Consider the following 6,050-nt stretch of genomic DNA (forward strand, 5'->3'; position numbering starts at 1 on the left):
GCGATGATCGCCTCCGCGTTGGCGGTCTGCTCGTCGTTCAGGTCAATGTGCGACTGGGCGCCCTGCACACCATGCGGAATCAGGTTCGAGCTGTCCGGCTTGTCGGCCTGCACCGCCACGGCGGCGGGCTTGGCGGTGACGGGGCCGGTGTCGGCGTGCGCGGCGATCGGACCGGCGAACACACCACCGGTGAAAGCCAGACCAGCAATACCGAGAACGCTCTTACGCAGCATCGTGTTCATGACAAAGCTCCTTGGGGGGTTGGCGCACACCCGGTGGGGGCCGGGACATGCGCAAGCACCGTCAGGCGCTCAAAAAGAGTGCAAGGGGGAAAGTCTCTGCCCGGTGCCAGCCGCGGGGCGGGGGCCTCTTCGCGGCGCCGGGACCATGTATAACGACCGCCGGCCCGCCATCATTCCCGGGGCCCGTCCGGCCCGTCGAGCGGGCCAGGTACTCGGTCCTACGCGAGATGTAACGACCCCGCCCCGGCCACGATTCCGGCCCGAGGATGCCGCCGGTCACACCGAAGCCGGACATCCCACCCAAGAGGTGTGTCGTCGGGCGGGCCGAACCGGACAGCCGACCCCAGATCGCCGAGGTGGCGGTATCAACGCCCGGCGGACACCACCCACATCGGCGACACGGAGTCGATCACGCCCCCGGCGACCCAGCACGCTAGCCGCGGCGATCCGGCACCCGTACCCGGAAAAGCCCTGGCGCCGCCGCACGGACGGCGACCACGTCAGGGCTGGGGGCGACCGTCCCCGGCGCAGGGATCAAGCCTGACCGCCCGGAGCCGGGGACGTCGCCCCCAGCCCCCACCGCAAACCACCGACGCAGCGCAACAAGACGGAGCCGGCTCAGGACGAGGCCCGATCCCGCACCTTCGCCGCGCACGACGACACCACCGTCCGCGCGTCCAACCCCAGGCTCTCGATCGCGACGAGCGCCGTGAACACCACGTCCGCCAGTTCGGCCCCCACGTCCTCCCGGCTGTGGGTAACCCCCTTGCGCTGGTTCTGCCCGAGCACCCCGATCCAGGCCCCCGCCGCTTCCCCCGCCTCCTCGGCGAGCTTGAGGATCCGACAGGTCAGCTCGGCGTCGCCGCTGCCGTTGGCGGCGTCCAGCCAGCCGCGCGAGGCCCGGACCGCGTCCCAGATCAACTCGTCCACGCCGACCAGTGAACCGGACGGTGGTGACGATCCGTATCCGGGGGCGGTCGGCGGAAATGCCGATCCGGTGGTGGCGACGATGCCGCCGCCGGGACTGAAGGGACGTGTCGGTGATGCCGGAGGCCGTCGAGACGGTGTTCGCCAGGGTGGTCAACCGGAACCCGGGCGAGCCGGAGTTCCACCAGGCGGTACGGGAGGTCCTGGAGAGCATCGGCCCGGCCCTGGCCCGTCACCCCGAGTACGCGCACGCGCGGATCATCGAGCGGATCTGCGAGCCGGAGCGGCAGGTCATCTTCCGGGTGCCGTGGGAGGACGACCACGGCCGGGTACGGGTGAACCGGGGCTTCCGGGTGGAGTTCAACAGCGCGCTCGGGCCGTTCAAGGGTGGCCTGCGGTTCCACCCGTCGGTGTACCTGGGGATCGTCAAGTTCCTCGGCTTCGAGCAGATCTTCAAGAACGCGCTGACCGGGTTGCCGATCGGCGGCGGCAAGGGCGGCGCGGACTTCGACCCGAAGGGCCGCTCGGACCGGGAGGTGATGCGCTTCTGCCAGAGCTTCATGACCGAGCTGTACCGGCACATCGGCGCGCAGACCGACGTGCCGGCCGGGGACATCGGGGTCGGGGGCCGGGAGATCGGTTACCTGTTCGGCCAGTACAAGCGGATCACCAACCGGTACGAGTCGGGGGTGCTGACCGGCAAGGGCCTGTCGTACGGGGGCGCGCAGGTGCGCCGGGAGGCCACCGGGTACGGGGCGGTCTTCTTCGCCGACGAGATGCTGCAGCAGACCGGGGACAGCCTGGAGGGCAGGCGGGTGGTGGTCTCCGGGTCGGGCAACGTGGCGATCTACGCGATCGAGAAGGTGCACCAGCTCGGCGGGACGGTGGTGGCCTGCTCGGACTCCGATGGCTATGTGCTGGACGAGAAGGGCATCGACCTGGCGCTGCTGCGGGAGTTGAAGGAGGAGCGGCGGGCCCGGCTGGACGACTACGTACGGCACGTGCCGCACGCGGTGGCGGTGTCCGGTCGTACCGTCTGGGAGGTGCCCTGCGACCTGGCGCTGCCGTGCGCGACGCAGAACGAGATCGGCGGCGCGGAGGCCGCGGCGCTGGTGGCCGGCGGCTGCGTCGCGGTGGTGGAGGGTGCCAACATGCCGACCACTCCGGAGGCGGTACGCATCCTCGGGCGGGCGGGGGTGCGGTTCGCTCCGGGCAAGGCGGCCAACGCCGGTGGGGTGGCGGTGAGCGCGCTGGAGATGCAGCAGAACGCCAGCCGGGACTCGTGGACGTTCGCCCAGTCGGAGCAGCGCCTGCGGGAGACGATGCGGGACATCCACGCCCGCTGCTGGGCTACCGCCGAGGAGTACGGGCTGCCCGGCGACTACGTGGCCGGGGCGAACATCAACGGGTTCCGCCGGGTGGCGGAGGCGATGCTGGCGCACGGTCTGGTGTGAGCGGCCACTGTGGGCGGACCGGGCGGAACTGACTGACCGTTCGGTCAGGAGGTGATTGACAGCGATCGACGGCAAGCCTAGTTTCAGGGCGCTACCGGCCGGTAGGCATCCGTCCCGCCTGGTCGCCCCCGGTGGGGCGGCACCGTCCCCGGGGGAGCAACGATGCTGACCTCAACCACCCGCCTGGTCCGCCGGCTGCTCGCCGCCGGCGCCGCCCTGGCCCTCACGATCGGGCTCGCCGGCGCCGCGCCGGCCGCGCCGCCGACCGCGATGACGACGGCAGCCAGCCGCTGCCCGGCTACACCATCAGCAACCCGCCGCTGGATCCGCTGGTCGTCGGCGGCGCGCCCACCACCGTCCGGCAGGGCGTGCACGAACACGCCGGCTACATCATCGAGGTACCCGCCGACTGGAACGGCGACCTGGTGATGTGGACGCACGGCTATCGGGGCCAGACCACCGTGCTCTCCCCCGAGACGCCGGCGTTCGGGCTGCGCCAGCGGGTGGTGGAGCAGGGGTACGCGTGGGCGTCGTCCTCATACGACCGCAACGGCTACGACATCCGCTCCGGCGTGCTGAGCACCCGCGACCTCGCCGACCTCTTCGCCGACACCGTCAAGCGGCCCCAGCGGATGCTCATCGCCGGCGTCTCGATGGGCGGCCACATCATCGGCCGCTCACTGGAGCAGTACCCCGGCTACTACGACGGGGCGCTGCCGATGTGCGGCGTGCTCGGCGACCACGAGCTGTTCGACTTCTTCCTCGACTACAACCTGGTCGCGCAGGCCCTCGCCGGCGTGCACGCGTACCCGACTCCGCCGGACTACCTCACCAACGCGGTGCCGCGCATCCAGGTGGCGCTCGGCCTGGCCGGGCTCAAGCCGGGCGGGCCGGACACCACCAACGAGCTGGGCAAGCAGCTGCGCGCCATCACCATCAACCGCTCGGGCGGTGATCGGCCGGGCGCCGAGGCCTCCTTCGCCGTCTGGAAGGACTTCCTCTTCGCGATCAGCGCCACCAACGGCGGGGACTCCCCCGCGCAGCGGCCCGGCCAGCTCGCCACCAACCTGTTCACCCGGTACACGCCGAACAGCCCGGTGGACGTCAACGCCACCGTCCAGCGGGTCGCCCCGGAGAACCCGTGGCAGCGCCTCTCTCCCACGCTGACCGAGGTACCCCGGATCAACGGCCGACCGACCGCGCCGGTGGTCAGCCTGCACGACCTCGGCGACCTTTTCGTACCCTTCGCCATGGAGCAGGCGTACGCCCGGGACGTGGCGTGGCACGGACGCGGCCGGCTGGTGGTGCAGCGGGCCATCCGGGCCGCCCAGCACTGCGAGTTCACCCCGGCCGAGGCCGGCGCCGCCTGGGACGACCTCACCACCTGGGTACGCAGTGGCGCCCGGCCGGCGGGGGACGCGGTGACCGATCCGCGGGCGGTTGCGGCGCCGGACTTCGGCTGCCGGTTCAGCGATCGGGCCGCTTACGCCGCGGGGGCCGGCACCCGGCGTCTGTACGCGCCCTGCCCCTGAGTTCTTCGGTGGTTGCTGTTGGATACGTGGTTGCGCTTTGGGCTGGGGGCGGCCGTCCCCGGCTCCGGGTGGTCAGGCTTGATCCCTGCGCCGGGGACGGTCGCCCCCAGCCCTGACGTTGGTCACCGTCCGCCCGGCCGTCCCGGTCTTGTGTTTGCACGTGGAAACGCCGCTGGCCGCACCCCGTGTCTCCGGGGTGCCGGCCAGCGGCTTCTTGCCTTTTGTTCGCTTGTCAGCTGTTCCAGTGCTCGGCGACGAGGTGGGCGGCCTGCTGCTCCCACTGGGCGTAGGCGTCCGGGTAGGCCGACACCTGCACCGTCTGGGCGGCCTCGGTCAGCGGCATGTCCTGCCACCCGTCGACCTGCTTCAGACCCTTCAGGAACGCGGTCGTGGCGTACTCGGGGTCGGTGATCTGCTCCGGCGAACCCCAACCACTCGACGGGCGCTGCTGGAACAGGCCCAGCGAATCGTGGTCGTTGCGGTCACCCAGGTGACCCAGGTTCTCCAGCTTCGACTCCTGCAGGCTGGTCGCGATCGAGATCACGGCGGCCCGCTCCGGCAGACCGGCCTTCTTCGTCGCCGCGATGATCGCCTCCGCGTTAGCCACCTGCTCGTCGTCCAGGTCGATGTGCGACTGGGCGCCCTGCACACCATGCGGTATCAGCTTGCCCATGTCCGGCTTGTCAGCCTGCACCGCGACCGGGCTCATCGCCGTGGTCGGGGTGGCGTCGTGGTGGTTCAGCGGACCGGCGGCCAGACCACCGGCGAACGCCAGACCAGCAATACCCAGCACGCTCTTACGCAGCATCGTGTTCATGACAAAGCTCCTTGGGGGGTTGGCGCACACCCGGTGGGGGCCGGGACATGCGCAAGCACCGTCAGGCGCTCAAAAGCAAAAGGGGAAAAGTCTCTGCCCGGTCCGCGGGGGCGGGGAGCCTCAACGCGGGTCCGCCAAGCGGTAATACCTGCTCGCGGCGCCGGGACCATGTGTAACGACCACCGGCCCGCCATCATTCCCGGGGCCCGTCCGCCGGCCCGTCGAGCGGGCCAGGTACTCGGTCGTACGCGAGATACAACGATCCCGCCCCGGCCACGATTCCGACCCGAGGATGCCACCGGTCACACCCAGAAACCGGACATCCCACCCAGAGAATCACACGCCCGCCGTGACCGGCGCAGGGATCAGGCCTGACCGCCCGGAGCCGGGCACGGCGGGCCACACCCCCACCGCAACCAACAACGCAACGAACCCCCGAAAGGCACAAAACGACACCCACTGCCACACGTTCGTGGAGCTGCCGGTACGCGGCGGCATCGCCCGGCTCGTCGCGCAGGTGGGCCCGCGCCAGGCGGGGCCCCTGCTCTTTCACGGCAGGTCGTTGGCCTCGCGGATGACGGTGACCAGTTCGTCGATGATGCCGGTCAGCGCGAAGTCCTTCGGGGTGAAGACCCGGGCCACCCCGGCGGCCCGCAGCGCCTCCGCGTCCCCGGCGGGGATGATGCCGCCGACCACCACGGGCAGGTCGCCCCGACCGGCGGCCCGCAGGCCGTCCAGCACCGCCGGCACGGCGGCCAGGTGCGAGCCGGAGAGCACCGAGAGCCCGACCAGGTCCACGTCCTCCTCGACGGCGGCGGCGACGATCTGTCCGGCGGTGAGCCGGATCCCCTGGTAGACCACCTCGAAGCCGGCGTCGCGGGCGCGTACCGCGATCTGCTCGGCGCCGTTGGAGTGCCCGTCCAGGCCGGGCTTGCCGACCAGCAGCCGCAGCCGGCCGCTGCCCAGCTCGCGCGCGGTGGCGCGCTGGAGGGCTACCGCTGGGCGTTCCGGTCGGTGCTCCGGCTGCACGGCTACCGGTTCGTCCGGCTGATGCAGAAGCCGCTGGTCACGCCGACCC

Annotated in this window: 5 protein-coding genes and 1 pseudogene; 2 read left to right on the forward strand and 4 right to left on the reverse strand. The window is 71.3% G+C overall.

Going from position 1 to position 6,050, the window contains the following annotated elements; genetic code table 11:
- Both JNW87_RS33270 and JNW87_RS33275 read right to left on the reverse strand, forming a co-directional pair.
- A pseudogene (locus JNW87_RS33270) lies at window positions 1-242 on the reverse strand (hypothetical protein); the annotation flags it as partial.
- A gap of 618 nt (window positions 243-860) precedes the next feature.
- A complete protein-coding gene (locus JNW87_RS33275; protein ID WP_109805288.1) occupies window positions 861-1,172 on the reverse strand; it encodes a MazG nucleotide pyrophosphohydrolase domain-containing protein in 312 nt (103 codons plus the stop codon).
- Between the two features lie 113 nt (window positions 1,173-1,285).
- Between JNW87_RS33275 and gdhA the strand changes: the two genes are divergently transcribed.
- On the forward strand, window positions 1,286-2,623 hold the full coding sequence (gdhA, locus tag JNW87_RS33280; RefSeq protein WP_109805319.1) for an NADP-specific glutamate dehydrogenase: 1,338 nt from the start codon (window positions 1,286-1,288) through the stop codon (window positions 2,621-2,623).
- Window positions 2,624-2,754: 131 nt separating this feature from the next.
- Entirely contained in the window at window positions 2,755-4,155 is a 1,401-nt protein-coding gene (locus tag JNW87_RS33285; RefSeq protein ID WP_238455044.1) for a hypothetical protein, read from the forward strand.
- Between the two features lie 232 nt (window positions 4,156-4,387).
- Here the strand turns inward: JNW87_RS33285 and JNW87_RS33290 are convergent, their stop codons facing one another.
- Together JNW87_RS33290 and JNW87_RS33295 are read right to left on the reverse strand one after the other, a co-directional pair.
- Window positions 4,388-4,972, reverse strand: a complete 585-nt coding sequence (locus tag JNW87_RS33290; RefSeq protein WP_238455045.1) for a hypothetical protein — start codon at window positions 4,970-4,972, stop codon at window positions 4,388-4,390.
- 549 nt (window positions 4,973-5,521) lie between these two features.
- A partial coding sequence (locus tag JNW87_RS33295) for a cobalamin B12-binding domain-containing protein (RefSeq protein WP_238455046.1) occupies window positions 5,522-6,050 on the reverse strand: 529 nt, incomplete at its 5' end.

The sequence above is a fragment of the Micromonospora sp. ATA51 genome, assembly GCF_016802855.1.
Classification (GTDB): domain Bacteria; phylum Actinomycetota; class Actinomycetes; order Mycobacteriales; family Micromonosporaceae; genus Micromonospora; species Micromonospora sicca.